The sequence below is a fragment of the Amycolatopsis granulosa genome, assembly GCF_011758745.1.
Taxonomy (GTDB): domain Bacteria; phylum Actinomycetota; class Actinomycetes; order Mycobacteriales; family Pseudonocardiaceae; genus Amycolatopsis_E; species Amycolatopsis_E granulosa.
Map to the genome: position 1 here is coordinate 1,709,028 of NZ_JAANOV010000001.1, position 26,127 is coordinate 1,735,154.

The following is a 26,127-nucleotide window of genomic DNA, read 5'->3' on the forward strand; positions in this document are numbered from 1 at the left end:
GGTGCGGACTCTGGTGATTTCGGGCTCCGGCCCGCGTCGCCGGCTGGTGCTCGTCAGCCGAGCGAGCGGCCCAGCACCGAGATCAGCCACAGGCCGAAGAGCGTCGCCGTGAAGAGCAGGCTGGTCCAGGTCAGCAGGGGGCGGAACTCGGTGCCCGCCCGGCGCACGCGGCGCAACGCGTAGAACCCGAAGCCGAGCACCGGGAGCGGGATCGCGGGCAGCACCGACAACCGCACGGGGGCGGCGACCACGCACGCGAGTGTCATCAGGCTCAGCAGCCCCAGCATGACGCGGTACAGCGCCACACTGCTGAGATACGGCGCGATGATCCGGAAAGTGAGATCACTGATGCCGCGCACATCGTCCCGCCCCTCCGGAACGACGTTGTCCCCGGCCGTCAGGACCGGAGCGGCGCCGTCACCGGCACCCGAACGGGGACCAGCCCCCTCCACGCTCATTCGGCTAGCTTAGCGAGCGCGGAGCGGGCTGTTGCACACAGATCAGGCAGTTTTCTCGCCGCGTTCGCTGCTGCGACGCCGGGACGGCTGACGCGACACGATCGTGGGATTGACGTTCTCCCGCACCGTCTGCTCGGTGATCACGACCTTGGCGACATCCGTGCGGCTCGGGATGTCGTACATCACCGGCTGCAGCACCTCTTCCATAATCGCGCGCAAGCCACGTGCACCGGTGCCGCGCAGCACGGCCTGGTCGGCGATGGCCTCGAGCGCGGTCTTGGTGAACTCGAGTTCGACGTTGTCCATCTCGAACAACTTCTTGTACTGCTTCACCAGGGCGTTGCGCGGCTCGGTCAGGATCTGCACCAGCGAGTGCTTGTCCAGGTGCGTCACGTTCGCGACCACCGGCAGACGGCCGATGAACTCCGGGATCAGACCGAACTTGATCAAGTCCTCGGGCATGGTCTCGGAGAACACGTCGCTCTCCTCGATCTCGGACTTCGTGCGGATCTCGGCACCGAAACCCAGCCCGCGCTTGCCGACCCGCTCGTTGATGATCTTCTCCAGGCCCGCGAACGCGCCCGCCACGATGAACAACACGTTCGTGGTGTCGATCTGGATGAACTCCTGGTGCGGGTGCTTGCGCCCGCCCTGCGGCGGCACCGAGGCCGTCGTGCCCTCCAGGATCTTCAGCAGCGCCTGCTGCACACCCTCACCGGACACGTCCCGTGTGATCGACGGGTTCTCCGACTTGCGGGCGATCTTGTCGACCTCGTCGATGTAGATGATGCCCGTCTCAGCGCGCTTGACGTCGTAGTCGGCCGCCTGGATCAGCTTGAGGAGGATGTTCTCGACGTCCTCGCCGACGTACCCGGCCTCGGTGAGCGCCGTGGCGTCCGCGATCGCGAACGGCACGTTCAGCATCTTCGCCAGGGTCTGCGCCAGGTAGGTCTTGCCGCACCCGGTGGGCCCGAGCAGCAGGATGTTCGACTTGGCGAGCTCGACCGGCTCGTCCTTGGCGTCCTTCGGACCGGACTTGTCCTCGGACTGGATGCGCTTGTAGTGGTTGTACACCGCCACGGCGAGCGTCCGCTTCGCGTCGCTCTGGCCGATGATGTACTGGTCGAGGAACTCGTGGATGTCGAGCGGCTTCGGCAGCTCGTCGAGCTTGACGTCGCCGGCCTCGGCCAGCTCCTCCTCGATGATCTCGTTGCACAGGTCGATGCACTCATCGCAGATGTAGACGCCAGGTCCGGCGATGAGCTTCTTCACCTGTTTCTGGCTCTTCCCGCAGAAAGAACACTTCAGCAGGTCCCCGCCGTCGCCGATCCGTGCCATGACCGTTGACCTGTTCCCCTCCGGTGCGCCTGCCGGCACACCTGATCGTGTTCCTGCCCTCGCCGCCGAGCCAGCGGGAAAAACGTGGCCGCTGCCCTTAGACGGTACCCGCCCGGAGCGCCCCGCGGGAGGACCTGCGGGCGCCGGGCGCCCCGAGACCCTAAACCGGGGGCCGGGGCGCACCGGGTAGGACACGCACCGGCCCCGCGGGCAGGATTCAGCCGATCTGCGACGCCTTGCGGTACGGCAGCACCTCGTCGATAATGCCGTACTCCTTGGCCTGCTCGGCAGTCAGGATCTTGTCGCGCTCGATGTCCGCGCGGACCTCTTCGGCGCTCTTGTTCGTGTGCTTGGCCAGCGTGGTCTCCATCAGACGGCGGACCCGCTGGATCTCGTTGGCCTGGATCTCCAGGTCCGAGACCTGCCCGTAGGTGCCCTCGGTGGCCGGCTGGTGGATCAGCACGCGGGCGTTGGGCAGCGCGAGCCGCTTGCCCTTCGTGCCGGCCGCCAGCAGGACCGCGGCCGCCGAGGCGGCCTGGCCCAGTGCGACGGTCTGGATGTCCGGCCGCACGAACTGCATCGTGTCGTAGATCGCCATCAGCGAGGTGAACGAGCCGCCCGGCGAGTTGATGTAGATCGTGATGTCGCGGTCCGGGTCCTCGTGCTCGAGGTGCAGCAGCTGGGCCATCACGTCGTTGGCCGACGCGTCGTCCACCTGCACGCCGAGGAAGATGACCCGCTCCTCGTACAGCTTGTTGTACGGGTTGGACTCCTTGACGCCGTAGCTGGTGCGCTCCACGTACGACGGCAGGATGTACCGGGACTGCGGAAGCTGGAAGTTGTTCATGAGAGCTTTCTCCTCGTCAGGCCCGGTCAGCGGCTGCCGTTGCTGGACGGGAGCTGGTTCTCCCGGGTGAGGACGTGGTCGACGAAGCCGTACTCCCGCGCCTCCTCGGCGGTGAACCAGCGGTCCCGGTCGCCGTCGGCGATGATCTGCTCGACCGTCTGGCCGGTCTGCTCGGCGGTGATCCGCGCCAGCTCCTGCTTCCACTTGCCGAAGACCTCGGCCTGGATCGCGATGTCGGACGCGGTACCGCCGACACCGGCCGACGGCTGGTGCATCAGGATGCGCGCGTGCGGGAGCGAGTAGCGCTTGCCGGGAGCACCCGAGGACAGCAGGAACTGCCCCATCGAGGCGGCCAGGCCCATCGCGTAGGTCGCCACGTCCGGCTCGATGAGCTGCATCGTGTCGTAGATGGCGAAACCGGCCGTCACCGAGCCGCCGGGCGAGTTGATGTAGAAGCGGATGTCGGACTCGGAGTCCTCCGCGGACAGCAGCAGGAGCTGCGCGGTGATCCGGTTCGCCACCTCGTCGTTGACCTCGGAGCCGAGGACGACGATGCGCTCCTGGAGCAGCCGCTCGTACACCGAGTCGGTCAGATTGAGGCCCGCGGTCGAGCTGCGTGCCTCTGCCTTGTGCTGCGTCACGTCTGCCTGCCTTTTCACCGCTGTGGCTCTCCGCCAGGAGATCCACTGTGCACTGTCGAAGATGCTGAGATCTTGTAATCGACCCTAACGAACTCGGGCGGCCCGGCATGCCCGGTACCGCCCAAGTTCGCTGACAGCTTTATTTCTCGGAAGCAGCCGCGGGTTCCTCGGTGACCTCGGTCTCAGTGGCGGCCGCGGTGGCCTCCTCCTCCTCGCCGAAGAGGTCGCTCAGGTCGAGCTCGGCGCCGGAGGCGTCGGTGACCGTCGCCTTGCGCACGACCGAGGCCAGCGCCTTGCCGCGGCGCACGTCGGCGAAGATCGCGGACAGCTGGCCGGACTGCTGGGCGCGCTGCACGTACTCGTCCGGGCTGATGCCGAAGCGCTGGGCCTGGTAGATGATCCGCTCGGTCAGCTCGGCGTCACCCACCTGGACCTGCTCGGCGTCGGCGACGCTGTCCAGCAGCAGCTGGGTGCGCACCGCCTTCTCGGCCTCGGTCCGCAGCTCGGCGTGGAACTCCTCGAGGGTCTTGCCCTGGGTCTCCAGCACCTTCGCGAGGTTCTCCTCGCTGTGGTCCAGGTCGTGGATCGCGTCGTGCTTGCGGTTCTCGACCTCGGCCTCGAGGACCTTCTCCGGCAGCGGGACCTCGACCGACTCCAGCAGCTCGTCCAGGATCTTGTCCCGGGCCTGCACGCCCTGCTGGACCTTCTTCATCTTGGCCAGGCGCTCGCGCAGGTCGGCCTTGAGCTCGTCGATGGTGTCGAACTCGCTCGCCAGCTGGGCGAACTCGTCGTCGGCCTCGGGGAGCTCGCGCTCCTTGACGCTCTGCACCGTCACCGACACCTCGGCGTCGCGGCCCGCGTGCTCACCGGCCACCAGCTTGGTGGTGAAGGTCTTCGTCTCGCCCTCGCTGGCACCGATGATGGCCTCGTCGATGCCGTCCACCAGCTGGCCCGAGCCGATCTCGTAGGACAGGCCGGTGGTGGCGGCCTCCTCGACCTCCTTGCCGTCGACCGTCGCGGACAGGTCGATCGACACGAAGTCGCCGTCCTGGGCGGGACGCTCGGCGCTCTTGAGGGTGCCGAAGCGGGCGCGCAGGTTGTCCAGCTCGGCGTCCACCTCCTCGTCGGTCACCTCGACGTCGTCGACGCTGACCGACAGCCCGTCGAAGTCCGGCAGGGTGATCTCCGGGCGGATGTCGACCTCCGCGGTGAACTCCAGCACCTCACGGTCCTCGAGCTTGGTCACCTCGAAGTCGGGCTGGCCGAGGGTGCGCACCTCGCCGGCGCGGACGGCCTCCAGGTACTTCGCCGGGATGGCCTCGTTGACGACCTCATCGAGCACCGGCGCGCGGCCGATCCGGCTCTCCAGGACGCGAGCGGGCACCTTGCCGGGGCGGAAGCCCGGGATGCGCACCTGCTGGGCGATCTTGGAGTAGGCGCGGTCGAAGTTCGGTTTGAGTTCGTCGAACGGCACCTCGACATTGATCTTGACTCGCGTCGGGCTGAGCTGCTCGACGGTGCTCTTCAACGTGTTCTCCTCGAGCCGTGAAAACCTGGTTTTCGGGTGGTAGCCGACAAGCGGGCACGGCGGTGCCCAAAGGCCGAGTCTAGGCCAGCGACTTGACAGCACCGGCCCGGCCCTGCTTGCCACGCGGCGCGGCCGCGGCGGGGACTCTCCGTTTACATTCTCCCACGCATTGTCTACCGTCGTGATCCGCAGTCCCGCAGTCCCGCCGTCCCCAGGAGCGCCGGTCCGTGACAGCCGATGCCCAGGTCCAGGGTCGTTCCCCGGAACTGGCGGAGACCCCGACGCGGCTGCCGGCGATCGTCGTGCCGACCATCGCACTGCTGGTGGGCGGGCTCGGCGTGTGGGGGTGCGCGCTCTGGCTCGCGCTGGTCGTGCACGCACCGGCCGCGGTGACGATCCCCCTGCACACGGTGGCGGTGCTCGCCCTGTTCACCGTCCTGCACGAGGCCGCGCACCACGCGGCGGGCGGTCTGACCTGGGTGAACGGGGCGCTGGGGCGGGTGGCGCTGCCGTTCGTGTCGCCCTTCGGCGGCTTCCCCGCGGCCCGCTACGTGCACCTGGCCCAGCACCGCTCCGGCTCACCGGCGCACCTCACGCCGTGGAACACGCGCGGGCCGGCGTGGACGCTGCCGCTGCGCTGGGCCAGCGTCGACCTCTGGCACGTGTGGCGCTACCTCAGCACAGCCCGGCGGCCGACCGCGGAGAGCGCCGAGATGCTCGGCATGCTAGTGTTCCTGCCGTGCGTGCTCGCCGCGGTGATCGGGACCGGGCACGGGCAGGAACTGGCCGTGGTGTACCTGGTGCCGCAGCGGCTCGCGCTCGCGCTGGCTTCGTGGTGCCACGACTGGCGGCCCCGCCGGCGGCCGAGCGGCTACCACCGGGTGCACGCGGAGCGGCCCGGACGGCCGTTGTTCCACCACGCCCCCACGATCCCGTCGCCGCGCGCGCCCGAGCCGGACCCGCCCGCGCCGCCGACATTCCACCCGCTGACCGTCACCGGGGTGCAGTGGCTCACCGGCGAGGCGATCGCGGTGACGCTCGCGGTGCCGCCCGGGCTGCGCGAGGTGTTCCGGTTCACGCCCGGACAGCACCTGGTGCTGCGGGCCGAGATCGACGGTGAACCGGTGGACCGCGGTTACGCGATCTGCGCCTGTCCCGCCGAACCGGAGCTGCGGGTGGCGATCAAGCGGGTGCCCGGCGGCCGGTTCTCCGAGCGGGCGATGGGGTTGCGGCCCGGCGAGAAGATCCTGGCCCGGCCGCCGTCGGGGACCTTCACCCTGCGGGCCGCGCCACGGCACCTGGTGGCCGTCGCCGCCGGGTCCGGCATCGCGCCGGTGCTGCCGGTCGTGGTGCACCTGCTCGGAACCTCGCCACGCAGCCGGGTGACGTTGCTGTACGTGAACCGATCGGGGGACGACACCCTGTTCGCCGCGGAGCTGTCCGAGTACGCGCGCCGCTTCGAGGGGCGGCTGCGGGTGACGCACTACCGCACCGACGAGCGCGACCCGTGGCTGCGGCACTCGCGCGGCGCCCGACCGTTCGAGAGCATCGGGCAGGCGCTGGCGATCTCCTACGAACGGTACGTGCGGGGCGGTCTGGACGCCGGGCGCATCCGCGACCTGCTGGAGGCCCGGTTGCACCCGGCGAAGGTGGACGAGTGGCTGGTGTGCGCGCCGCCCACGGTCTCCGGTCCGGTGCGCGAGGCGCTGGCGGCGCACGGGGTGCCCGCCGCCGCCGTCCACGTCGAACACTTCCACCGGCCGGCCTAGCCGCGCGGCACGGACCCGATCAGCACCGGGTGGTGCCGGTGCGCGGCTGGAACACCGGCTCCCGGCCACCGCGATCGGCCTGGTGACCCCGGCGGGGGTCACCGTCCCTAGTGGCCGGCTCCGGCCAGCTCGTGCTCCAGCAGCCACGCACACAGGCCGATGCCGGCGGTGCAGCCCGCACCCGCCGCGGCGACGACCTGGGCGCGCGGGCTGACGACGTTCCCGGCCGCCCAGAGCCCGGGGACGGACGTGGCGCCGCGGGCGTCCACGGCGACGAGCCCGGTACCCGGGTCCCGGGTCGCGCCCAGTGCGGTCAGGATCGCGTCGCGCGGCACCGGGGTGGGCGCCACGAAGATCGCGTCACACGGGATGGTCTCGCCGTTGTCGAGTTCGACGTCCCCCGTCGCGCGGGTGACGCGGGCGTCGACCACGCGCACGCCGTACGCGGTGAGCCGCTGCCGCTCGGCGTCACCGAGTTCGGCGCCGCAGAGCGTCACCGAGGAGCTCTGCCGGCGCAGCAGCCCGGCGACGTGCGCGTTGCCGATCACCACGATGGCCTGGTCGCGCACCTCGTAGCCGTGGCAGTGCGGGCAGTGGTGCACGTCGCGCCCCCACCGCTGCGCCAGCCCCGGGATGTCCGGCAGCTCGTCGGTCAGGCCGGTCGCGACCAGCACCGACCGGGCACGCAGCACCCGGTCGTCGCCCAGGCGGAGCTCGAACGTGCCGTCCGCGGCCCGGTGCGCCCGCACCACCGAGGCGTGCTCGAGGAAGCCGCCGTAGCGGGCGAACTCCTCCTGCCCGGTCGCGAGGAACTCCTTGGGCGCCATGCCGTCCCGGGTGAGGTAGCCGTGCATGTGCGCGGCCGGCCCGTTGCGCGGGTCGCCCGAGTCCACCACAAGGGTGGCGAACCGCGCCCGCGCGAGTGCCACACCCGCCGACAGGCCGGCGGCCCCACCGCCCACGATCACGCTGTCCCACAGTGTTGTCTCCATACCCGCACCATCCGCGCGCCGGCACGGTTCTGACAAACAACGTTGCCGAAACCGGGACGAATTGCTTTCCTGTGCGGGTGGACGCAGAACCAACGGTGGGTGCCGTGATCGAGCAGATCGGCCCCCGGCTGCGGCGCGCGCGGGAACGGAAGAGCGTCAGCCTGGCCGAGCTGGCGCGCCGCACCGGCATTTCGACCAGCACGTTGTCGCGGCTGGAGTCCGGTCAGCGGAAGCCGGGACTGGAACTGCTGCTGCCGATCACCGCCGCGCTGGGCATCCCGCTCGACGAGATCGTGGCCGCGCCGCGCATCGTCGACCCGCGAGTACCGCAGGAACCGACGCGCAAGGACGGGCGGGTGGTGGTCCCGCTGTCCCGGCACCAGGGCGAGCCGCGTGCGTACAAGCTGATCATCCCCGCGCACGACGAGGAGCCGCACCTGCGGGCCCACGCCGGTTACGAGTGGGTCTACGTGCTGCGCGGGCGGCTGCGCGTCCGGCTCGGCGAGCACGACTTCGTGATGGGCGCGGGCGAGGCCGCCGAGTTCGACTGCCAGATCCCGCACTGGTTCGGCGCGGCGGGCCGGGGCGCGGTCGAGGTGCTCAGCCTGTTCGGCAAACAGGGTGAACGCATCCACCTCCGCACCGCGCGGCGCTGAGCCGGCGCACCTCCGGTCAGCGGCGCGGCCGCCCGCGTCGCGCGGGTCGCGGAGGTCCGATGTGGACCGTGCCGGCCCGGAACCGGACGCGGCGGACCGGGTGCCGTGCCACGGTGGACACAGCTCGTGCACAGCGGCCGCACAACGACCGCACACGATCCGGACGGATCGTCGTGACATGACCCCGCGCCACCCTGCCCACCGGCGGGGACCACGGCGCGCCCGGCCGCTGCGCACGAGGCTGATCGCGGCGCTCGTCGCGCTGCCGGCCGTGGTGTGCCTGGTGGTCGGGGTGATCAGCGAGTTCGCGCTGAGCAGGTTCCTCACCCAGCAGGTCGACGCGCAGGTGCGCGACGCGGTCGAGCGGACCCGGCACCTCGACGATCCCCGGGACGGTGACCCGCTGCGCCTCCCGGGTACCGCCACCGGCACGCTCTACGCGCGGCTGTCCGGCGGCCAGGTCCGCGAAGCCGCCACGCTCGGCCAGGTACCGGGCTCCCCGGAGAACGAGGCCCGGGCGCTGCCGGCCGCCGACGCGGCGGTGCTGCCGACCGTCCCGGTGGACGGGCACCCGCACACGATCTCGCTGTCCGGCGGCGACTACCGGGTGAGCGCCACCGTCGACGGCGGCACGGTGCTGATCGTCGGCCTGCCGATGCACCAGGCCGAGGAGACGCTGGTGACCGTCGGCGTCAGCCTCGGCGCGGTGGCCGCGGTCGCCGTGCTCGGCGCGGGGTTGCTGGGCGCGGTGGTGGTGCGCCGCACCCTGCGCCCGCTCGACCGCGTGGCCGCCGCGGCGGCGCAGGTCACCGAGCTGCCGCTGGACCGCCGGGACGTCGCCCTGCCGGTGCGGGTCCCGCTGACCGGCACCGACCCGGCCACCGAGGTCGGCCAGGTCGGGCACGCGCTCAACCAGATGCTCGTGCACATCGACCACGCGCTGGACGCGCGCGCCAACAGCGAGCGGCGGGTGCGCCAGTTCGTCGCCGACGCCAGCCACGAGCTACGGACGCCACTGGCCGCGATCCGCGGCTACGCCGAGCTGACGCGGCGGAGCAACGGCCGGGTGCCGCCGGAGATCGCGCACGCGATGCGCCAGGTCGAGTCCGCGGCGGACCGGATGACAGCACTGGTCGACGACCTGCTGCTGCTCGCCCGCCTGGACGCCGGCCGGCCGCTGGAGACCGCCGAGGTCGACCTGACCCGGCTGGCGGCGGACGCGGTGGGCGACGCCCAGATCGCCGGGCCGCGGCACCGGTGGCGGCTCGACCTGCCGCCGGACCCGGTCGTGGTCACCGGCGACGCCCAGCGGCTGCGCCAGGTGCTGGCCAACCTGCTCGCGGGCGGCCGCACCCACACCCCGCCCGGCACGACCGTGACCACCCGGCTGGTGGCGCTCGCCGGTGACGCCGTGGCCGTGCTGACCGTCACCGACGACGGTCCCGGCATCCCGGCCGACCTGCTGCCGCACGTGTTCGAACGCTTCGCGCGTGGGGAGGCGTCCCGGTCCAACCCGGGCGGGAGCACCGGTCTCGGCATGGCGATCGTCGCCGCCGTCGTGCACGCCCACCACGGCACGGTCGAGGTGCGCAGCAGGCCCGGCCGCACCGAGTTCGAGGTGCGCCTGCCGCGCACAGGGTCCGCACAGCACCACCACAACGACGGCCAAGCTCGCCCGGTCAAGGTGAGCTCATGACGGCCCTCGCCGAGCGTGACTCCGCGCCTTCGACCCCCGAACCCGCCGATCCGCGCCCGTCCCGGCCGGTGTGGGTGCGCGCGGCGCCGGCCGGGCTGCTGATCGCCACCGCGGTGCTCTACCTGTGGGGGCTGGGTGCGTCCGGCTGGGCCAACGCGTTCTACTCGGCCGCCGCGCAGGCCGGTGGCGCCAGCTGGAGGGCGTGGTTCTTCGGCGCCAGCGACGCCGCCGGCTCGATCACGGTCGACAAGACGCCCGCGGCGCTGTGGGTGATGGGCCTGTCGGTGCGGTTGTTCGGGCTCGGCTCGTGGAGCGTCCTGGTGCCGCAGGCGCTGATGGGTGTCGGCTCGGTGGGTGCGCTGTTCGCGACCGTCCGGCGCGTGTCCGGCGCGGGCGCCGGGCTGATCGCGGGCGGCGTGCTCGCGCTGACACCGGTGGCCGCGCTGATGTTCCGGTTCAACAACCCGGACGCGTTGCTGGTCCTGCTGCTCATAGCCGGCGCGTACTGCACGGTGCGCGCGATCGAGACGGCGAGCCCGCGGTGGCTGGCCCTGGCCGGTGCCGCCGGATTCGGGTTCCTGGCCAAGATGCTGCAGGCGTTCCTGGTGCTGCCGGCGTTCGCGCTCGCCTACCTGGTCGCCGCGCCCACCTCACCCGGCCGGCGCCTGCTGCACCTGCTCGGTGCCCTGGGCGCCCTCGTCGTCTCCGCCGGGTGGTACCTCGCGGTGGTCGAGCTGTGGCCGGCGTCCGCCCGGCCGTACGTGGGCGGGTCGCAGACCAACAGCATCCTCGAACTGACCCTCGGCTACAACGGGTTCGGCCGGATCACCGGGGACGAGGTCGGCAGCCTCGGCGGCGCCCAGAGCGGCGGCAGCTGGGCGCGGCTGCTCGGCGGTGAGATGGCCGGCGGGATCGCCTGGCTGCTGCCGGCCGCCGTGATCGCGATCGGCGCGCTGGCCTGGCTGACCTGGCGCGCGCCGCGGACCGACCGCACCCGCGCCGCGACCGTCCTGTGGGGCGGCTGGCTCGTCGTGAGCGGCGGCGTGTTCAGCCTCATGAGCGGGATCATCCACCCCTACTACACGGTCGCGCTGGCCCCCGCGGTCGCGGCGCTGGTGGGCACCGCGGCGGTCCGGTTGTGGCGGGCGCGGGCACACCCGATCGCGGCCGGGCTGCTCTCCGGTGGCGTCGCACTCAGCGCGCTGACCGCGTACCTGGTGCTGACGGGTGACCCGGAGTGGTTGCCGTGGCTGAAGTACGTGGTGTTGCTGCTCGGGCTCGCCGCCGCAGTGCTGGTGCTGGTGTCCGACCGGCTGCCACGGGCCGGTGCCCGCGGGGTGGCGGTGCTGGCCCTGGTCGCCGCGCTCGCCGGGTCCGGCGCCTACGCCCTGGCGACGGCGGCCACCCCGCACACCGGTGCCCTCCCCTCGGCCGGACCGGTCGGCGGCGGGTTCGGCGGCCGGGGCGGGGCCCGTGGCGGGATGCCGGGCGGGACCGGCAGCCTGCTCGGCACCACCACGCCCGGCGCGGAGGTCACCGCGCTGCTCCAGGCCGGCACCGGGAACTACACCTGGGTCGCGGCGACCGTCGGGTCCAGCCCCGCCGCGGCGTACCAGCTCGCGTCCGGCTACCCGGTGATGGCGGTCGGCGGTTTCAACGGCACCGACCCGGCACCGACGCTGGAGCAGTTCCAGCAGGACGTGGCCGCCGGGCGCATCCACTACTTCATCGGCGAGCCCACGCCGATCCGCAGCACCGGCGGCAGCGACACCGCGGAACGGATCGCGCAGTGGGTCGCCGCCGGCCACCCGGCGACCACAGTGGACGGTGTGACGGTGTACGACCTGACGGCAAAGTCGTCGTAGGGGCGTTCACAGGCGGGCTTCACCGCGGTCTCAGGCCGCCCACAGGCGCGGCGCGGACAGTGGAAGGCAGGACAGCAGGAAGGAGGCCGCCATGCACCGCCTCGCCACCGGCCCCCGGTGGGGCGCCGCCACCGCCCGCGGACCCCGCTCGGTGAACGCCGACGCCACTGCCGCATACACCGACCCCAGCACCGGCGAAGTCGTGTTCGCGCTGGCCGACGGCGTCGGCGACGACAGGACCGCGGCCCGGGCCGCGCGGATCGCCGTGTCGACCGCCGTCCGGGTGCCCGCCTCACAGGGGCCGGCCGCCGCGCTGGCGGCCGCGCAACGGGCGGTCCGGGCCGAGCCGGGTGGTGACTGCGTGCTGGTGGTCGCGATGCCGGTGGACGGTGGCTACCGGGCCGGGTGGGTCGGGGACGTGCGGGCCTACGCCTGGGACGGCGACTCGCTGCGGCAGCTCACCCGGGACCACACGCTGGCGCAGTACTTCCGCGAGCGCGGCCAGGTCACCACCCCCAGGATGGAGCACCTGGTCACCACCAGCGTGCGGACGGCACGCCCGGCCGAGTTCGGTGCCGCGGAGGCGCTCGTCCCCGCCGGTTTGCTGCTGACCAGCGACGGCGTGCACAAGACCCTGACCCGCGCCGCGATGGCCGAGCTGCTGCGCCTGCCGGAGAACGGTGCGCACGACCTCGTGACCGCCGCACTGGCCGCGGGGAGCCAGGACAACGCGACCGCCCTGATGGCCGATCTGGCGCCGCGCCTGCCCGGGGCGGCCACCCCGCTGCCCACTGTCGCCCCCGGCCTGACAGGATTTGCGGGATGACCACGGAGATCGTCGTTCCCGATCAGGCCCTCGTCGAGAAGCTGCTGAACAACCTGGAGCTGGAGTACGCCCTCGACGAGGACGGTGATCTCGGCGTCCCGTTCGAGCACTTCCGGATGTAGTTCATGCTCCGCGGTCCGGACGAGGGACATTCGTTCGCCGTCCGCACCTTCTACGACCGCCGCCACGCGATCGAGGCCAAGCCGCACCTGCTGGAACTCGTCGACGACTGGAACCGCCGGAGCCTGTGGCCGAAGGTCTACAGCTACACCGGCGACGACGGCGCGGTCACGCTGATCGGTGAGGCGGTGATGCTGATCGGCGCCGGCGTCACCCTCGAGCACTTCGTCACCAGCACCGCGGCCTGGATCCGCGCGTCCGTCGCGTTCGACGGGTGGCTCGTCGAACAGCACCGCCTGCTGGCCGACGACACGTAGCACCGTCACCCGCGCACCGGCGGCACCGCGTTGTCCCGGATCACCTGCGCGTAGAAGCGGGCGCTCCGCTTCGGGGTGCGGACCTGTGTGCGGTAGTCGACGTGCACCAGCCCGAACCGCTTCGCGTAGCCCTCGGCCCATTCGAAGTTGTCCAGCAGCGACCAGTACGAGAACCCGCGCAGGTCCACGCCCTGGGCGAGCGCCGCGTGCGCGGCCCGCAGGTGGGCGGCCAGGAACTCGACCCGGTCGGTGTCGTCGATCCACCCGTCCGGCCGCACCGCATCGTCGTACGCCGCGCCGTTCTCGGTGACGTACAACGGAACCGCCGGGTACTCCCGGTGCACCCGCACCAGCGTCTCGGTCAGCCCGTCCGGCTGCACGGACCATCCCGAGTGGGTCACCGAGGCAGCGGCGTCGGGCACGAACCCGATCCCGTCCGCGCCGACCCACTCCAGCCCGCCCGGCTCCACCCCCGGCCGCAGCGAGCCGGTGACCTCGTAGCCGCGGTAGTAGTTGACGCCCATCTGGTCGATGGGCGCACCGATCAGCGCCAGGTCGCCGTCGCGGATGGACGAGCCGAGGCCGAACGGCTCCAGGTCCGCCAGCAGGTCCGCCGGGTACCGCCCGCGCAGCACCGGGTCCAGGAACAGCCGGTTCTGCAGCCCGTCCACCCGCCGCGCGGCGTCGGCGTCCGCGGCCGAGCCGGAAGCCGCCCGCACCGGGTACAGGTTCAGGGTGATCCCGGCCTGGACGTCCGCCGCGCGCCGGATCTCGGCGAGCCCGAGGCCGTGCGCGAGCAGCAGGTGGTGCGCCGCGGCAACGGCGGCCCGCGGCTCCTGCCGTCCGGGCGCGTGCAGACCGCGGGCGTACCCGAGAAACGCCGAGCACCACGGCTCGTTCAGGGTGGACCAGAACGGAACCCGGTCGCCGAGCCGGCCGGCGGCGGTCGCCGCGAACTCGGCGAAGCGGTACGCGGTGTCCCGCGACGCCCAGCCGCCGCGCTCCTCCAGCGCCTGCGGCAGGTCGAAGTGGTACAGCGTCGCCCACGGGGTGATCCCCCGCTCGAGCAACGCGTCCACCAGCCGCTCGTAGAAGTCCAGCCCCTTCGGGTTCGGCGCTCCCCCGTCCGGCCGGACCCGGGACCAGGCCAGTGAGAACCGGTACACCCCGAGGCCCAGCTCGGCCATCAGCGCGACGTCCGCGCGGAACCGGTGGTAGTGGTCGGCCGCCGGTTCCCCGGTGTCGCCTCCCGCGACCGCGCCGGGACGGCGGCAGAACGCGTCCCAGATCGAGTCGGTGCGACCGTCCACAGTGGTCGCTCCCTCGATCTGGAAGGCCGCGGTGCTGGCTCCCCACGCGAACCCGGGCGGGAACTGCAGCCCCGCGGTGACCTCTTCGCCCACAACCGACATGCTCACCCTTTCACCGCGCCCTGCATGATCCCGGCCACGATATGGCGGCCGAGCAGCAGGAAGACGATCAGAACCGGAATGGTCGCCAGCGTGGTCCCGGCCAGCACCAGCGAATAGTCGACGTAGTGGCCGCTCTGCAGCTTCTCCAGCGCCACCTGCACGGTGGGGTTGCCGGCGTCGAGCACGATCAGCGGCCACAGGAAGTCGTTCCACGACATCATGAACGTGAACATCGCGAGGACCGCGGCCGCCGGGCGGATCGCGGGCAGGCAGACGTGCACGAAGGTACCGAACACGCTGCACCCGTCCACGCGCGCGGCCTCGATCAGCTCGTACGGCACGGCGTCCACGATGTACTGGCGCATCCAGAACACCCCGAACGCGGTGACCAGGTTCGGCACGATCACCGCCTGGACGTGCCCGGCCCAGCCCAGCTCGGACATCATGATGAACAGCGGGATCACCCCGAGCTGCGTGGGCACGGCGAGCGTCACCACGATGAACGCGAACAACCCGTTCGAGCCGCGGAAGCGCATCTTGGCGAACGCGAACCCGGCCAGTGCCGAGAACAGCACCGTCGTCACCGTGACCGTGCCGGAGACGATGACGCTGTTGCCCAGCGCCTTCCAGAACGGCACCGAGTCGAACACCCGGCTCGCGTTGGACCAGAAGTTCCCGCCCGGCAGCACCGGTGGCAGGTGGTCCGACAGCATCCCGGTGTCGCGGCTGGCCACCAGGAACGACCAGTAGAACGGGAACAGCGAGCCGAGGACGAACGCGACCAGCGTGGCGTAGACGAACAAGCGCGAACCGCCGCGACGCGAGCGCAGTCCCAGTGCGGTCATCGTTTGGGTCCCGTCGTCGTGGCGATCCGCCGGGTGATCAGGAAGTTGGCCAGCGCGATGAGCACGATCAGCAGGAACAGCAGCCACGCGATGGCCGACGCGTACCCGAGGTCGAAGCCCTCGAACGCGGACTGGTACAGGTAGAGCGTCAGGGTCTGGAACTGGTGCTGCGAACCGCCGTTGTTCGACCCCGGCATGGCGTCGAACAGCTTGGGCTCGGTGAAGATCTGCAGCCCGCCGATCGTCGAGGTGACCACCACGAAGATCAGCGTGGGCCGCAGCATCGGCAGGGTGATCGAGAAGAACCGGCGGACCGCGCCGGCGCCGTCGACCACCGCCGCCTCGTACACGTCCCGCGGCAGCGCCTGCATCGCCGCGAGCACGATCAGGGCGTTGTAACCGGTCCAGCGCCAGTTCACCATCGTGGCGATGGCCAGGTGGCTGGCGAACCGGTTGGCCTGCCATTCCACGCGGTCGAGCCCCACCGCCTCCAGCATCGCGTTCACCAGGCCGTAGCGGGGGCCGAACAGGTTGGCGAAGATGATGCCGAGCGCGACCAGGCTGGCCGAGTACGGCAGCAGGATCCCGACCCGCCAGCCGGCCGGGAACCGCAGTCGCAGCGACAGCAGTGCCGCCAGCAGGACCGCGATGATCACCTGCGGCACGCTGGAGAGCAGGAAGATCGAGACCGTGTTGACGACCGCGTTCCAGAACTGCGGGTCGCCGAGCAGGGCCGTGAAGTTCGCCAGCCCGATGAACTTCGGGTCGTCGTCGCCGACCTCCCAGTCGAACAACGACACGTAGCCGGTGTAGAGCAGGGGGAACAGGCCGGTGAGGCCGAACACCACGAAGAACGGCGCGATGTAGAGGTACGGCGAGAACGTCACGTCCCAGCGCGACAACCGGTGCCGCAGCGACGGTTTCGCCGGTTCCCGCGGCGAATCCTGCCGCGGGAGCTGGTCGGCCACGGTGGTCATCGGCCCGCTCCCCCTCGGCTCATTTCACGATCCGCTTGGCGCCGTCGACCACCTGCTGCCACGCCTGGTCCGGCGGCGTCCCCTGCTCCACCGCCTGCAACGCCGGGCTGGTGACGTTCTCCTGGATATGGCCGTCCCCGGGTCCCTTGTACTGCGCCCGCGTCACCTTCTTGGCCTGATCGGCGTAGAGCTGGCCGACCTTGACGTCGCCGAAGTAGGGCTCGGTCCGCTGCAGCAGTTGCGGTGAGGTCAGCGCCTGCACCTGGCTGGGGAAGTTGCCGCGTGCCTGGAACGCCTTGAGCTGCTGCTCCGGCGCGGTCAGCCACGCCGCCAGCTCCGCCGCCTCCTTCGGGTGCTTGCTCTGCTTGGGCACGGTCAGGTACGAACCGCCCCAGTTGCCGCCGCCGTTGGGGAAGGCATCGGTCACCGCCCACTTGCCGGCGTTGCCCGGTCCGGCGTTCTCCTCGACCACCCCGAGCATCCACGATGGACAGACGGTGGTGGCGAAGGTGCCCTGCTGGAACCCGGTCTTCCACTCGTTGCCGAACGCGATGAGCTTCGCGGACTGCCCGCGCCGGATGGCGCCGGTGATGCGGTCCCAGGCCGCCTTGATGCCCGGGTTGGTCTCGATCGTCAGCTTGTCGCCGCGGTCGAGGTATCCCGTGTCGAGCTGGTTGACCATGGAGTTGTACAGCTGTGAGGACGCGTCGAACCACGCCTTGCCGCCGGTGCGCGCCACGTACTCATCACCCGCCGCGAAGTAGGAGTCCCAGCTGGCGAACAGCGTCTTGACGCCCTCGGGGTCCGCGGGCAGCCCGGCCGCCTGCAGCAGGTCCTTGCGGTAGCACAGGGCGAGCGGGCCGATGTCGGTTCCGTAGCCGATGAGCCGGCCGTCGCGGTCCTTGCCGGCCTCGTACTTCCAGGTCAGCCACCGGTCCGGGGTCACGTTCCCGGGCCCGATCTCGGTGAGGTCGTTGAACTTGGACGACTTGTCGATGATGTCGGAGAAGTGGCCCTCCTCGACCGCGACCACGTCCTCCAGCCCGTTGCCCGCGGCCAGCTTGGTGATCAGGTTCTGGTGGTAGGGCCCGCCCTCGCCGGTCTTGTGGTGGGTGATCTTGATGCCGGGGTGGAGGCGTTCGTACTCCGGGATCAGGTCCTCGTAGCCGAACTCGGTGAAGGTGCCGATGGACAGCTCGATCGGGCCGTTGCCGGCGGATCCGGCGGTCCCGCCGCCACCGCAGGCGGCCAGGCTCGCGCCCAGCACCGCGAGTCCGATCGCGAGGCTCACGCCCTTGTGAAGGTGTCGCACGTCGATTCCCTTGCTCGTGGGGTTCGAGGGAGAAGGGTTTTGGGAGCGCTCCCAGAACGAGCTTGAGTGTGTCCCCAGTCACGAGCCCATGTCAAGATGCGCTATTCTTGGAAGCGCTCCCAGGTTTGGCGGAAGGTGACCCGGTGACCGCACACGGCAACCACGACGGCCGTCCGACGCTGGAGGACGTGGCCGCCTTCGCCGGGGTCTCCCGATCCACGGCCTCGCGGGTCCTCAACGACGACCCGAACGTGAGCGCCCGCGCGCGCGAGGCGGTGCGCGCGGCGGTCCGCGACCTGGGCTACTCGCCGAACCAGGCGGCGCGGTCACTGGTGACGCGCCGCACCGGCGCGGTGGCGGTGGTGCTGTCGGAACCGGAAGAGGTCCTGCTCGGCGACCCGTACCGGACGGCGGTCATGCGCTCCGCGTACCGGGAACTGGCCGCGTCGGGGATCCAGATGGTGCTGATGTTCTGCGACGGGCGCGAGGACCTGACGCGGACGTTGCGGTTCCTGGAGGGCGGCCACGTCGACGGCGCGCTGGTGTTCGCCCCGCACCAGTCGGACCCGCTCCCCCGCGCGCTGCGGCTGCTGCGGCTGCCGGTGGTGTTCGGCGGTCCCGCGGGCGGGGTGGCGCGCGGGGTCCACGTGATCGACTTCGACAACGAGTCCGGCGCCCGGCTCGCGGTGGAGCACCTGGTGAGCCTGGGCCGCCGCCGGATCGCGACGGTCGCCGGGCCGCAGGACCAGACGGCGGCGGTGCACCGGCTGGCCGGCTGGCGCCGGACGCTCGCCGACGCCGGCCTGGACACCTCCGGCCTGGCCGAGGAGGCGGACTTCACCCTCGACGGCGGCCGGGAGGCGATGGACCGGCTGCTGGCCCGGCAGCCCGGCCTGGACGCGGTGTTCGTGGCGAGCGACGTGATGGCGGCCGGGGTGCTGCGCTCGCTGGGCGCGGCCGGGCGGCGGGTCCCCGGGGACGTGGCCGTGGTGGGGTTCGACGACCACCCGGCGCTGGCCGCGGCGATGAACCCGCCCCTGACCACGGTCCACCAGGACCCGGCCGCCCAGGTTCGCCGGATGGTGGCGACCCTGACGGCCCTGCTGGCCGGGGAGACGCTGCGGCCGCGCCGCCAGGTGCTCCCGGTGTCGCTGACCCGCCGGGAGTCCGCGTAGGCGTGCGGGGGGCGCGACGGCTCCCCGCACACCGCCATCATCCGCCGGCCAGTCCGATGTGGACGACCTTCGTCACGGTCATCTCGTCCAGCAGCTCGGGCCCGTACCCGAAACCCTCGCCGCTGGCGTTGCGCGGCTGGGCCGCTCCCGCGGGCGCGCCACCGAAGACGTCGTTCACCTTCACCGTCCCGACCGGCAGCTCGCGCCACGCGCGCTGGGCGTGCGCCATCGAGTTCGTCAGCACGGTCGCGGTCAGGCCGTAGCGGTCGTCGGCCGCCTCCGTCAGCGCTTCGTCGAAGTCACCGACCACCTGCACCGGCGCGACCGGCCCGAACGTCTCCTCCGTCATGACCCGCATCTGCCGGGTGCAGCCGGCCAGCACGGTCGCCGGGTAGTACGCGCCGGGTCCGTCCGGCATCGTGCCGCCGGCCAGCGCCTCCGCGCCCCGCTCGACGGCATCGCGGACGTGGTCGTGCACGTGCGCGCGCTGGCGCTCGTCCACCAGCGGGCCCATCGGGACCTCGGTGGGCCGCTTGCGGGCCTCCTCGGCCAGCGCGGCCAGGAACTCGCGCGCGATCTCGCGGTGCACGTAGATCCGTTCGACCGACACGCAGATCTGCCCGGCGTTGGCGAAGGCCCCGAGCGCGGCCTGCGACGCCGCCCACCGCGGATCGACGTCGGCGTCCACGATCAACGCGTCGTTCCCGCCGTTCTCCAGCAGCACCTTCGCCCCGGTCCGCGCCGCCGCGGTCGCCACCGACCGCCCGGTCGCGGTGCTGCCCACGTGGGCTATCACGTCCACGCCGTCACACTCCGCGAGCCACGCACCCACGGAACCGTCACCGTCCAGGCACTGCAGGACGTCGGGCGGCAGGTGGCGGGCGATCAGCTCGCTGAGCATCCGCCCGACGTGCGGGCACCGCTCGCTCGGCTTGTGCACGACGACGTTCCCGGTTGCCAGCGCCGCACCCAGCAGCCCGCAGGCGACCGCGACCGGATCGTTCCACGGGGTCAGGGCCACCACCACGCCGCGCGGTCCGGGCACCATCAGGTCCGTCGCGCCCCAGCCGCCCTGCAGGCTGCGCCCGCGGTGGGCCGGCCCGAGCTCCGCGTACTGCTCCAGCGTGCCGGCCCCGGCGAGCACTCCGCCGCGCGCGTCGTCCGGCAGTTTGCCGGTCTCCCGCGTGTTCATCTCCGCCAGCTCGTCCGCTCGCTCGCGCAGCTCCTTCGCCGCGGCCTTGAGCGCCTCCGCGCGCTCCGCCGCCGGCGTGCGCGCCCACGCCGCGAACGCCTCACGGGCCGCGCGCACCGCACCGGCCACCTCCTGCTCGGTGGCGGCGGTGACACGTCCCACCAGCTCACCGCTGGCCGGGTCGTGCACCTCGAGGGTGCCCGGGGCGTCCGCACGGCTCATCAGCTCAGTCATCGCACCTCCTGTCCGCGGTGCGAGTACCCCTGCTGCTGCGCCCCGACACCCGGGACTCAGCCCTCCGCGATCTGCTGCGCCTTCGCGTACGCCAGCTGCAGGAAGTCGGCACCGGTCAGGGCGGACAGTGCGGCCGTGACCAGCCGGGTGAGCCGGGGCACGAAGACGTGGCCGATCGTGAACGCGGTCACCACCCACATGTCCAGGCAGAACGGGCAGGTCAGCAGTTCGCCGATGCTGTGCCGGAGGCCGGAGGGCTTGCGCACCTCTTCCATCACCTCGGCCGGGCCGCCGGTGTCAGCGTATCGGGTGAACGGGGCGCGCAGGGGGCTGGTGACGGCGTCCTTGCTGAGGGTGCGGGCCAGCTTGTGGGTAGCCATCGCGGTCAGGACGATGTCGGAAACACGCAGGTCCCGCGGCAGTCTGCGGCCGGTGACGGCCGCCGCGACCGCCGCCGCCGCGACGAGCGAGGTGTAGACGAGCATGACGGCCAGATAGCCGCCCAGCGGGCGGTCGTTGGATCCCCGGTAGGTATCCGCCTCGGCACGCCCCGCGGCCGCGAGGTTCCGGATCCCGGCGTGCTGCGCCATTCGTTCTCCCGATGCTCGGCTGTTCGTGCGAGCACCGGGTACCCCCCGAGGTCGGCGGGCAACCACCAGGCCGCGAAGGAGGAGAAATGCCGGGCCACAAGTACCTCTTCCGCCGCGCGACACCCGATGACGCCGACGCGATCCGCGATCTGGTCCACGCCGCCTATGCCAAGTGGGTGGACCTGATCCGGCGGGAACCCCTCCCGATGCGGGCCGACTACCGGCAGGCCGTGACCGCCCACCAGATCGACCTGCTCTACGACGACGACGAACTGGTCGCGTTGATCGAGATGATCCCCGCGGTGGACCACCTGCTCATCGAGAACGTGGCGGTGCGGCCGTCGGCGCAGGGGACGGGCTACGGGCGGCTGCTGATGCGGCACGCCGACCTGGTGGCGCAAACGATGGGCCTGCCCGGCGTGCAGCTCTACACCAACGCCCTGTTCACCGAGAACATCCGCTTCTACCGTCGGCTGGGCTATCGGGTGGACCGCCAGGAGCCGTTCCACGACGGCGCTCTCGTGCACATGACCAAGACGCTGTGAGCCTCACTTGTCCTTGCGCGGCTTCTTGTGCAGCCCCTTCGCCTTGCCATTGCCGTTGCCGTTGCCGTTGCCCGGGTTGTCCTTGACCTGGGTGTCCTGCGGCGCCACGTGCGCCGCCTCGGTGCGCGCCGGTGCGGTGTCCACGACCGGCGCCGGGGCGTCGCTCGTCATCGGCGGCGCGACCACCGGCGCGGCCACGGCCGGGGCCGGTGCGGAGGCCGGAGCTTCGGCGGTGGCGCCGCCGAGGAGGACCAGCGAGCACGCGGCCGCCGCGGCCGTCGACGCGAACCCGGCCGCCGCCCGCAGGCGCCTCCGGGGCCGGATACGGGGCAGCGGGCGCGTCACCCCGCTCAGCACGGCCGCGACCTCGTGCGCCTGCGGCCGCGCCTGCGGATCGCGATCTCCCATGCGGCGCAGCAGATCCGCGACGTGCGCGGGCAGCCCGTCCGGCACGACCGGTGGCCGGAGCAGCCGCGCCACCGCGGACTCGGTCAGCGACCCGGGGTACTCGCGCCGCCCGGACAGGCATTCGAGCAGGACCAGCGCGAGCGAATAGACGTCCGCGGCGGGACCGACCGGTTCCCCCCGCACCTGCTCGGGCGCCATGTACGCGGCGGTACCCACCACCGTTCCCGTCGTGGTGAAGCGCGTGCTGTCGTGGCCCTGCGCGATGCCGAAGTCACCGAGCACCGCGCCGTCCGGGGAGAGCAGCACGTTCGCGGGCTTGACGTCCCGGTGCGTGATGCCGGCCCGGTGCACGTAGGCGAGCGCGTCCGCGAGCCGCGCCCCCAGCTCGATCGTCTCGTCCACGGTCAGGGGGCCCTCGGCGATCCGTTCCGCCAGGGTCGGGCCGTCGACGAGCCGCATCACGAAAAACGGGCGCCCGTCCCGCACGCCGGAGTCGTACAACGGCACCAGAGCGGGGTGCCGCAGCCGGTCCAGGATGCGGAACTCCTGCGCCTGCCGCTTCTGCTGGGTGCGGGTGGCGCCGGCGGGGAAGAGCTTGATCGCGACCTCGCGCCCGGCCACGCTGTCCCAGGCGCGGTGCACATCGGCACTGCCTCCGCCGCCGATCCGCTCCTCCAGCCGGTACCGCTCTCCCGTTTCCACACCGGAGCGCTACCCCGGTGCGGGTTCCGGCAAACCAGGAGTGGCCCCAGCGCCGTGCTTCCGCGAGAGTGGTGGCCATGAGCAGCGCTGAGGTGCGGGACGGGGTGTCGTTGACCAACCTCGATCAGTCACTGTTCGCCGATGCGGGCGCCACGAAACGCGACCTGGTCGACTACCTGGACGCGGTCGCCGGGCGGATCCTGCCGGCGCTGCGGGACCGGCCGCTGTCGGTGATCCGGTTGCTGCGCGGCCAGGACGCGTTCATGCAGAAGAACCTGCCGAAGTACACGCCGGAGTGGGTGCCGCGGGTGGGCCTGTGGGCGGAGAGCTCCCACCGGCAGGTCACCTACGGGTTGTGCAACGACCGCCGCACGCTGCTGTGGTTCGCCAACCAGCGGGCGATCGAGTACCACCCCACGCTGGCCGTCGCGGGGCAGCTGGACCGGCCCACACACCTGGTACTGGACCTCGACCCGCCCGAGGGTTCGGCGGCGTTCGGCCTGGCCGTGCGGGCGGCGTTGCTGGTCCGCCAGGCGCTGGCCGACTGCGGTCTGGCGGGCGCGGTGAAGACGAGCGGTGCGAAGGGGGTGCACGTCGTGGTGCCGGTGCGCGGTGCGGACGCCGAGCAAGCCGCGGCGGCGACCCGGGCGCTGGCGGCGCGGGCCGAGAAGCTGGACCCCGACCTGGCGACGACGGCGTTCATCCGGGAGGACCGCGGCGGGAAGGTGTTCCTCGACTCGACGCGTGCCGGCGGGGCGACGGTCGTCGCGGTCTACAGCCCGCGGGTGCGGCCGGGCCTGCCGGTGTCGTTCCCGGTGCCGTGGAGCGACCTGACGAACGTCACCCCGGGCGATTTCGTGCTGCGCGAGGCGTTGCGGTTGCTGGACGGGCAGGACCCGTGGGCCGCGTCGCTGCCCGCGCCGCAGGAGCTGCCCGCGAACCTGATCGAGCACGGCCGCACGATCCCCGTCGCCCGCGTGCAGGCCATGCACGAGGGCAAACGACGAGCCCGAGCCCGTCGCGAACACGGCGGCTGACACCCGGCGCGTGAGCACGTTGCTCAGGGTGTGCCACACGCCGGGTGCGAACCGCTTCGGCCCGGACGGCAATCCGTACTGGTCGGGATGACAGGATTTGAACCTGCGACCCTCCGCTCCCAAAGCGGATGCGCTACCAAGCTGCGCCACATCCCGGTCGCCCCAGAGGCCGGGGCGGTGCGATCACTCTAGCGCGGGCCGCTAGACTCGCAGACGCGCCCGTGCGATGCGGGTGCATGCGGGCGTAGCTCAATGGTAGAGCCCCAGTCTTCCAAACTGGTGGTGCGGGTTCGATTCCCGTCGCCCGCTCTCACTGTCTCCGCAGGTCAAAGCACACAACGAGCGGCGGTCCCCGGTTCTGAGGGCCGCCGCTCGTCGCTGTCGTGCCATTACCGTGCCACTAGCTCCCCATGCTCTGCCGGTAGCGCTCCACACGCGTTCAGCTCGTCGGCGATCTGCCGGTCGCGGGCGCTCGTCGCTGGTAGATCAGCGTCGCGCGGTGCTCTGCCCCATCCGCGGCATCAGCTCCCGCGTGGTCGCGCCGGCGGGTGTGGCGGAGATCATGGAAGTGGGAGCCCTCGAGTCCACAAAGGACTTGCCCCGCATGTCCCAGACCAGCAGGCGGCCCCCGCCGTAGCGCGACGCCGCGGGCATGGTCCCCCCAAGCTACGCGGGTTCGATTCCCGTCGCCCGCTCTCTTCTGCCCCGCGCGTGTCGGTGCCCGCCCGGCATCGAGCAAGGTTGGTACGGTCGGGACGTGCCGGCGTTGATCCTGCTCAACGGCCCGCCCGCGTGTGGTAAGTCGACCCTCGCCCGGCGGTACGTCGACGATCACCCGCTGGCGCTGAACCTGGATGTCGACCGGGTGCGGAGCTTGATCGGGGGGTGGCGCGACGAGCCGCACGCCGCCGGCCGGCTCGCGCGCGGGATCGCGCTCGCCGCGGCACGCGCTCACCTGACCTCCGGGCACGATGTGGTGATCCCGCAGTTCCTGGGCCGCACGACGTTCATCGAACAACTCGAGCGCCTCGTTGCCGAGGTGGGCGCCACGTTCCACGAGGTCGTGCTGCTCGACAGCAAGGAGAACACGGTGCGCCGCTTCGCCGACCGCGCCCGCGCCGCCGCCGATCCACTGCACGTCGAAGCCCAGGAGATGATCGGGCGCGGGTTCGACGACGTGCCGGCGATGTACGACCGGCTGCTGGACGTGATATCGGCGCGGCCCGGAGCGCGGATCGTCCACGTCGAGGACGGCCACGTGGAGCGGACCTACCAAGCCCTGCTGCGCCACCTGACCTGACGGCTACCCGCTCACCTGCCGTGCCGTCGCCATGGCGCGGTCGGTCTCCCAGAACGCGCGCATCGACAACACCAGCCCCTCGCCGTTCACGCGGTAGACGAACACGCCGTCGGTGTCGACGCGGTACCCGCCGGGCAGGTACGTCGTGATCGTGCCGACGTTCGCCACCTCGTCGCCCGCCGCGAAGGAGTCCTTGATCACGAACTCGAACCGCTCGACCTTCGCGATCGTCAGGTCCCAGAACGCCGAGATCCCGTCGTGGCCGTGGTGCCCGCGGCCCTCCTCGTCGAACATCGACGGCCCCACCGGGTCCTCGACCACCGCGTCCGGCGCGAACAACGCCAGCCACTCGTCCTTCGCGCCGCGGCAGGTCGCGTTCATCGATCGCCACGACGCGGCCCGCGCCGGCGGCTGCTCCGCCTCGACATCCCAGCAGACCGAAACACCCATGATCGCGAACCCCCTCAGAACCGGGAAATGATCTCGTCGGCGAACCTGCGGATGGCGTCCTTCTTGGGTCCGGCCGGATCGCCGAACCCGATGCCCTCGAAGACCCACGGCTGCGTGATGATGTCGGTGACCCCGATCTCGCCCTGCTCGCGGTACCCGTCCAGCCCGAACCTGTCGACGCACACCGCCTGGATCTCGAACGGTTCCCGCTCCCGCCCGTACTCCGCGCGCAACTCCGACAGCCGCGCGATCGTGGTGCGCAGGTCGTCGAACTTCATCATCGCCGAGGACCAGCCGTCACCGGCGCGCGCCGCACGCTGCAACGCCACCTCGGTGTGGCCGCCGATGTAGAACGGGACGCGCTTCGACGGCGCGGGGCTCATCTGCAGCTTGTCGAAGTCGAAGAACTTCCCGTGGTATTCGACCATCCCGCCGCCGAGGATGAGCCGCAGCACCTCGATGGCCTCGTCCACGCGCTTGCCCCGGTTCGCGTACGGCGCACCGCACCATTCGAACTCCTCGGGTGACCAGCCGACACCCAGCCCCAGCCCGAACCGGTTGCCGGACAGCACCGCGACCGACCCGACCTGCCGCGCGAGCAGCACCGGGTTGCGGGACCCGAGCTTGAGCACCGACGTGTAGAACTCGATCCGCTCGGTCACCGCGGCCATCGTCGCCACCGCCACGAGCGGGTCCGCCCACGGCGTGTCCGCGGTCCAGAACCGGCTGCCGTCCGGGGTATACGGATACTCCGCGGACACGTGTTCGGAGTAGAACAACGAGTCCGGCAGCGCGATCGCGGAGAAGCCGCATTCCTCCGCGGTGCGCGCGAGCTCGGTGAACTGGTCGAGGGGGTTCATCGCGACCGAGAGCGTGAACTTCATCCCCCGAGACT

At 71.7% G+C, this 26,127-nt stretch carries 27 protein-coding genes and 2 tRNA genes; 12 read left to right on the forward strand and 17 right to left on the reverse strand.

Annotated features, from left to right (window positions below; all coding sequences use genetic code 11):
* Nucleotides 1-53: 53 nt before the first annotated feature.
* From FHX45_RS08220 to tig, 5 genes are all read right to left on the reverse strand, one after another.
* Nucleotides 54-458 (reverse strand): hypothetical protein, encoded by a 405-nt coding sequence (locus tag FHX45_RS08220; protein ID WP_167098243.1) that lies wholly within the window; start codon nucleotides 456-458, stop codon nucleotides 54-56.
* Between the two features lie 42 nt (nucleotides 459-500).
* Nucleotides 501-1,796: an ATP-dependent Clp protease ATP-binding subunit ClpX gene (gene clpX, locus FHX45_RS08225; protein WP_167098246.1), complete on the reverse strand. Its 1,296-nt coding sequence runs from the start codon at nucleotides 1,794-1,796 to the stop codon at nucleotides 501-503.
* Nucleotides 1,797-2,013: 217 nt separating this feature from the next.
* On the reverse strand, nucleotides 2,014-2,643 hold the full coding sequence (locus FHX45_RS08230; protein WP_167098248.1) for an ATP-dependent Clp protease proteolytic subunit: 630 nt from the start codon (nucleotides 2,641-2,643) through the stop codon (nucleotides 2,014-2,016).
* A gap of 26 nt (nucleotides 2,644-2,669) precedes the next feature.
* Nucleotides 2,670-3,284 (reverse strand): ATP-dependent Clp protease proteolytic subunit, encoded by a 615-nt coding sequence (locus FHX45_RS08235; protein ID WP_167098251.1) that lies wholly within the window; start codon nucleotides 3,282-3,284, stop codon nucleotides 2,670-2,672.
* 139 nt (nucleotides 3,285-3,423) lie between these two features.
* The gene (gene tig / locus FHX45_RS08240; protein ID WP_167098254.1) at nucleotides 3,424-4,812 is read right to left on the reverse strand and encodes a trigger factor; all 1,389 of its coding nucleotides are present in this window, start codon (nucleotides 4,810-4,812) and stop codon (nucleotides 3,424-3,426) included.
* Between the two features lie 227 nt (nucleotides 4,813-5,039).
* Between tig and FHX45_RS08245 the strand changes: the two genes are divergently transcribed.
* Nucleotides 5,040-6,581 carry an FAD-binding oxidoreductase gene (locus tag FHX45_RS08245; protein WP_167098257.1) on the forward strand — a complete coding sequence of 514 codons (1,542 nt, stop codon included), beginning with the start codon at nucleotides 5,040-5,042 and terminating at the stop codon, nucleotides 6,579-6,581.
* A gap of 107 nt (nucleotides 6,582-6,688) precedes the next feature.
* On the opposite strand, the gene FHX45_RS08250 is transcribed toward FHX45_RS08245, so the two are convergent.
* Nucleotides 6,689-7,573 carry an NAD(P)/FAD-dependent oxidoreductase gene (locus FHX45_RS08250; RefSeq protein ID WP_167098260.1) on the reverse strand — a complete coding sequence of 295 codons (885 nt, stop codon included), beginning with the start codon at nucleotides 7,571-7,573 and terminating at the stop codon, nucleotides 6,689-6,691.
* A gap of 77 nt (nucleotides 7,574-7,650) precedes the next feature.
* On the opposite strand from FHX45_RS08250, the gene FHX45_RS08255 reads away from it, so the two are divergent.
* The 6 genes from FHX45_RS08255 (at nucleotide 7,651) to FHX45_RS08275 (ending at nucleotide 13,053) form a co-directional block, all read left to right on the forward strand.
* Nucleotides 7,651-8,229: a helix-turn-helix domain-containing protein gene (locus FHX45_RS08255; protein ID WP_167098263.1), complete on the forward strand. Its 579-nt coding sequence runs from the start codon at nucleotides 7,651-7,653 to the stop codon at nucleotides 8,227-8,229.
* 178 nt (nucleotides 8,230-8,407) lie between these two features.
* A complete protein-coding gene (locus tag FHX45_RS08260; protein ID WP_167098266.1) occupies nucleotides 8,408-9,925 on the forward strand; it encodes a sensor histidine kinase in 1,518 nt (505 codons plus the stop codon).
* Nucleotides 9,922-11,790, forward strand: coding sequence for an ArnT family glycosyltransferase (locus FHX45_RS08265; protein ID WP_167098269.1), 1,869 nt, complete (start codon nucleotides 9,922-9,924; stop codon nucleotides 11,788-11,790). The genes FHX45_RS08260 and FHX45_RS08265 overlap by 4 nt, the downstream gene beginning before the upstream one ends.
* A gap of 91 nt (nucleotides 11,791-11,881) precedes the next feature.
* A complete protein-coding gene (locus FHX45_RS08270; protein WP_167098272.1) occupies nucleotides 11,882-12,616 on the forward strand; it encodes a PP2C family protein-serine/threonine phosphatase in 735 nt (244 codons plus the stop codon).
* Nucleotides 12,613-12,738, forward strand: a complete 126-nt coding sequence (locus FHX45_RS28365) for a hypothetical protein (RefSeq protein WP_279588851.1) — start codon at nucleotides 12,613-12,615, stop codon at nucleotides 12,736-12,738. The genes FHX45_RS08270 and FHX45_RS28365 overlap by 4 nt, the downstream gene beginning before the upstream one ends.
* Nucleotides 12,739-12,741: 3 nt before the next feature.
* On the forward strand, nucleotides 12,742-13,053 hold the full coding sequence (locus FHX45_RS08275) for a YbjN domain-containing protein (RefSeq protein ID WP_208405847.1): 312 nt from the start codon (nucleotides 12,742-12,744) through the stop codon (nucleotides 13,051-13,053).
* Nucleotides 13,054-13,058: 5 nt separating this feature from the next.
* Here the strand turns inward: FHX45_RS08275 and FHX45_RS08280 are convergent, their stop codons facing one another.
* Genes FHX45_RS08280 through FHX45_RS08295 form a run of 4 tightly spaced genes read right to left on the reverse strand, consistent with a single transcriptional unit; the run spans nucleotide 13,059 to nucleotide 17,599 of the window.
* Nucleotides 13,059-14,471, reverse strand: a complete 1,413-nt coding sequence (locus FHX45_RS08280; protein WP_424923795.1) for a GH1 family beta-glucosidase — start codon at nucleotides 14,469-14,471, stop codon at nucleotides 13,059-13,061.
* Nucleotides 14,468-15,310: a carbohydrate ABC transporter permease gene (locus FHX45_RS08285; RefSeq protein WP_167098275.1), complete on the reverse strand. Its 843-nt coding sequence runs from the start codon at nucleotides 15,308-15,310 to the stop codon at nucleotides 14,468-14,470. The genes FHX45_RS08280 and FHX45_RS08285 overlap by 4 nt, the downstream gene beginning before the upstream one ends.
* Complete coding sequence (locus FHX45_RS08290; protein ID WP_167098278.1) at nucleotides 15,307-16,287, reverse strand: carbohydrate ABC transporter permease; 981 nt, start codon at nucleotides 16,285-16,287, stop codon at nucleotides 15,307-15,309. Before FHX45_RS08290 ends, FHX45_RS08285 begins: the two co-directional genes overlap by 4 nt.
* A 19-nt stretch (nucleotides 16,288-16,306) precedes the next feature.
* On the reverse strand, nucleotides 16,307-17,599 hold the full coding sequence (locus FHX45_RS08295) for an extracellular solute-binding protein (RefSeq protein ID WP_167098281.1): 1,293 nt from the start codon (nucleotides 17,597-17,599) through the stop codon (nucleotides 16,307-16,309).
* A gap of 179 nt (nucleotides 17,600-17,778) precedes the next feature.
* On the opposite strand from FHX45_RS08295, the gene FHX45_RS08300 reads away from it, so the two are divergent.
* The gene (locus tag FHX45_RS08300; RefSeq protein ID WP_167108611.1) at nucleotides 17,779-18,774 is read left to right on the forward strand and encodes a LacI family DNA-binding transcriptional regulator; all 996 of its coding nucleotides are present in this window, start codon (nucleotides 17,779-17,781) and stop codon (nucleotides 18,772-18,774) included.
* Between the two features lie 37 nt (nucleotides 18,775-18,811).
* Here FHX45_RS08300 and FHX45_RS08305 read toward each other — a convergent pair whose 3' ends face one another.
* Both FHX45_RS08305 and FHX45_RS08310 read right to left on the reverse strand, forming a co-directional pair.
* Nucleotides 18,812-20,200 carry an aldehyde dehydrogenase family protein gene (locus FHX45_RS08305; protein WP_167098284.1) on the reverse strand — a complete coding sequence of 463 codons (1,389 nt, stop codon included), beginning with the start codon at nucleotides 20,198-20,200 and terminating at the stop codon, nucleotides 18,812-18,814.
* Between the two features lie 56 nt (nucleotides 20,201-20,256).
* Nucleotides 20,257-20,790 (reverse strand): DUF1360 domain-containing protein, encoded by a 534-nt coding sequence (locus tag FHX45_RS08310; RefSeq protein WP_167098287.1) that lies wholly within the window; start codon nucleotides 20,788-20,790, stop codon nucleotides 20,257-20,259.
* A gap of 86 nt (nucleotides 20,791-20,876) precedes the next feature.
* Between FHX45_RS08310 and FHX45_RS08315 the strand changes: the two genes are divergently transcribed.
* Entirely contained in the window at nucleotides 20,877-21,335 is a 459-nt protein-coding gene (locus FHX45_RS08315) for a GNAT family N-acetyltransferase (RefSeq protein ID WP_167098290.1), read from the forward strand.
* A gap of 3 nt (nucleotides 21,336-21,338) precedes the next feature.
* Here the strand turns inward: FHX45_RS08315 and FHX45_RS08320 are convergent, their stop codons facing one another.
* Nucleotides 21,339-22,445, reverse strand: a complete 1,107-nt coding sequence (locus FHX45_RS08320) for a protein kinase domain-containing protein (protein WP_167098293.1) — start codon at nucleotides 22,443-22,445, stop codon at nucleotides 21,339-21,341.
* 77 nt (nucleotides 22,446-22,522) lie between these two features.
* On the opposite strand from FHX45_RS08320, the gene FHX45_RS08325 reads away from it, so the two are divergent.
* A complete protein-coding gene (locus FHX45_RS08325) occupies nucleotides 22,523-23,482 on the forward strand; it encodes a DNA polymerase domain-containing protein (protein ID WP_167098296.1) in 960 nt (319 codons plus the stop codon).
* Between the two features lie 79 nt (nucleotides 23,483-23,561).
* Here the strand turns inward: FHX45_RS08325 and FHX45_RS08330 are convergent.
* Nucleotides 23,562-23,638: transfer RNA gene (locus FHX45_RS08330), tRNA-Pro, on the reverse strand.
* 82 nt (nucleotides 23,639-23,720) lie between these two features.
* Between FHX45_RS08330 and FHX45_RS08335 the strand changes: the two genes are divergently transcribed.
* Nucleotides 23,721-23,791 (forward strand) — tRNA-Gly (locus FHX45_RS08335).
* A gap of 177 nt (nucleotides 23,792-23,968) precedes the next feature.
* Here FHX45_RS08335 and FHX45_RS08340 read toward each other — a convergent pair.
* Entirely contained in the window at nucleotides 23,969-24,136 is a 168-nt protein-coding gene (locus tag FHX45_RS08340; protein ID WP_167098298.1) for a hypothetical protein, read from the reverse strand.
* 103 nt (nucleotides 24,137-24,239) lie between these two features.
* Here FHX45_RS08340 and FHX45_RS08345 point away from each other — a divergent pair, with 103 nt between their 5' ends.
* Nucleotides 24,240-24,782 (forward strand): AAA family ATPase, encoded by a 543-nt coding sequence (locus tag FHX45_RS08345; RefSeq protein ID WP_167098301.1) that lies wholly within the window; start codon nucleotides 24,240-24,242, stop codon nucleotides 24,780-24,782.
* A 3-nt stretch (nucleotides 24,783-24,785) separates the two neighbouring features.
* Here FHX45_RS08345 and FHX45_RS08350 read toward each other — a convergent pair whose 3' ends face one another.
* Both FHX45_RS08350 and FHX45_RS08355 read right to left on the reverse strand, forming a co-directional pair.
* Entirely contained in the window at nucleotides 24,786-25,232 is a 447-nt protein-coding gene (locus FHX45_RS08350) for a nuclear transport factor 2 family protein (protein ID WP_167098304.1), read from the reverse strand.
* A gap of 14 nt (nucleotides 25,233-25,246) precedes the next feature.
* Complete coding sequence (locus tag FHX45_RS08355; protein WP_167098307.1) at nucleotides 25,247-26,116, reverse strand: LLM class F420-dependent oxidoreductase; 870 nt, start codon at nucleotides 26,114-26,116, stop codon at nucleotides 25,247-25,249.
* Nucleotides 26,117-26,127 lie beyond the last annotated feature (11 nt).

Coding starts and splice junctions, on each gene's coding strand:
- FHX45_RS08340 (WP_167098298.1), bottom strand. CDS start 24,136: ATGCCCGCGGCGTCGCGCTACGGCGGGGGCCGCCTGCTGGTCTGGGAC.
- FHX45_RS08250 (WP_167098260.1), bottom strand. CDS start 7,573: ATGGAGACAACACTGTGGGACAGCGTGATCGTGGGCGGTGGGGCCGCC.
- FHX45_RS28365 (WP_279588851.1), top strand. CDS start 12,613: ATGACCACGGAGATCGTCGTTCCCGATCAGGCCCTCGTCGAGAAGCTG.
- FHX45_RS08275 (WP_208405847.1), top strand. CDS start 12,742: ATGCTCCGCGGTCCGGACGAGGGACATTCGTTCGCCGTCCGCACCTTC.
- FHX45_RS08265 (WP_167098269.1), top strand. CDS start 9,922: ATGACGGCCCTCGCCGAGCGTGACTCCGCGCCTTCGACCCCCGAACCC.
- FHX45_RS08285 (WP_167098275.1), bottom strand. CDS start 15,310: ATGACCGCACTGGGACTGCGCTCGCGTCGCGGCGGTTCGCGCTTGTTC.
- FHX45_RS08325 (WP_167098296.1), top strand. CDS start 22,523: ATGAGCAGCGCTGAGGTGCGGGACGGGGTGTCGTTGACCAACCTCGAT.
- FHX45_RS08310 (WP_167098287.1), bottom strand. CDS start 20,790: ATGGCGCAGCACGCCGGGATCCGGAACCTCGCGGCCGCGGGGCGTGCC.
- FHX45_RS08305 (WP_167098284.1), bottom strand. CDS start 20,200: ATGACTGAGCTGATGAGCCGTGCGGACGCCCCGGGCACCCTCGAGGTG.
- FHX45_RS08270 (WP_167098272.1), top strand. CDS start 11,882: ATGCACCGCCTCGCCACCGGCCCCCGGTGGGGCGCCGCCACCGCCCGC.
- FHX45_RS08220 (WP_167098243.1), bottom strand. CDS start 458: ATGAGCGTGGAGGGGGCTGGTCCCCGTTCGGGTGCCGGTGACGGCGCC.
- FHX45_RS08350 (WP_167098304.1), bottom strand. CDS start 25,232: ATGGGTGTTTCGGTCTGCTGGGATGTCGAGGCGGAGCAGCCGCCGGCG.
- FHX45_RS08260 (WP_167098266.1), top strand. CDS start 8,408: ATGACCCCGCGCCACCCTGCCCACCGGCGGGGACCACGGCGCGCCCGG.
- FHX45_RS08315 (WP_167098290.1), top strand. CDS start 20,877: ATGCCGGGCCACAAGTACCTCTTCCGCCGCGCGACACCCGATGACGCC.
- clpX (WP_167098246.1), bottom strand. CDS start 1,796: ATGGCACGGATCGGCGACGGCGGGGACCTGCTGAAGTGTTCTTTCTGC.
- FHX45_RS08355 (WP_167098307.1), bottom strand. CDS start 26,116: ATGAAGTTCACGCTCTCGGTCGCGATGAACCCCCTCGACCAGTTCACC.
- FHX45_RS08290 (WP_167098278.1), bottom strand. CDS start 16,287: ATGACCACCGTGGCCGACCAGCTCCCGCGGCAGGATTCGCCGCGGGAA.
- FHX45_RS08230 (WP_167098248.1), bottom strand. CDS start 2,643: ATGAACAACTTCCAGCTTCCGCAGTCCCGGTACATCCTGCCGTCGTAC.